General features: G+C 54.7%; 1 protein-coding gene. It reads right to left on the bottom strand.

Annotation, left to right across the window (positions count from 1 at the left end; translation table 11 throughout):
• On the bottom strand, window positions 1-267 hold a 267-nt coding region (locus SB775_RS30200), incomplete at both ends, for a TPM domain-containing protein (RefSeq protein ID WP_410864937.1).

Raw genomic sequence — 267 nt, 5'->3', positions numbered from 1 at the left:
CCCCTTCAAGGCCGTAGCCAATTTCGATATAAATCTCGCGGTCCCCCATGGACAATACGACCAGCACGCCGTTGTTTTCTTGTGCCGAGCCCACGCCGTAATGGCGCAGAGCTTCATTGGCATAGCTTTCAATTGGCTCGCCGTCCAAGGAGTCAACTACCATGACGGCGATTTGGGCGGTAGTGGCGTCTTCCAGGCCGGCCCCCAGATTCTTGATCTCGGCTTCTTGCTCTTCGCTCAGGATGCCAGCGATATCTTGGATATAAA

It is taken from the genome of Peribacillus sp. SIMBA_075 (assembly GCF_046534585.1).
Note: the sequence above shows the minus strand (reverse complement) of the source record. Positions and strands in the feature narration are given on the sequence as shown.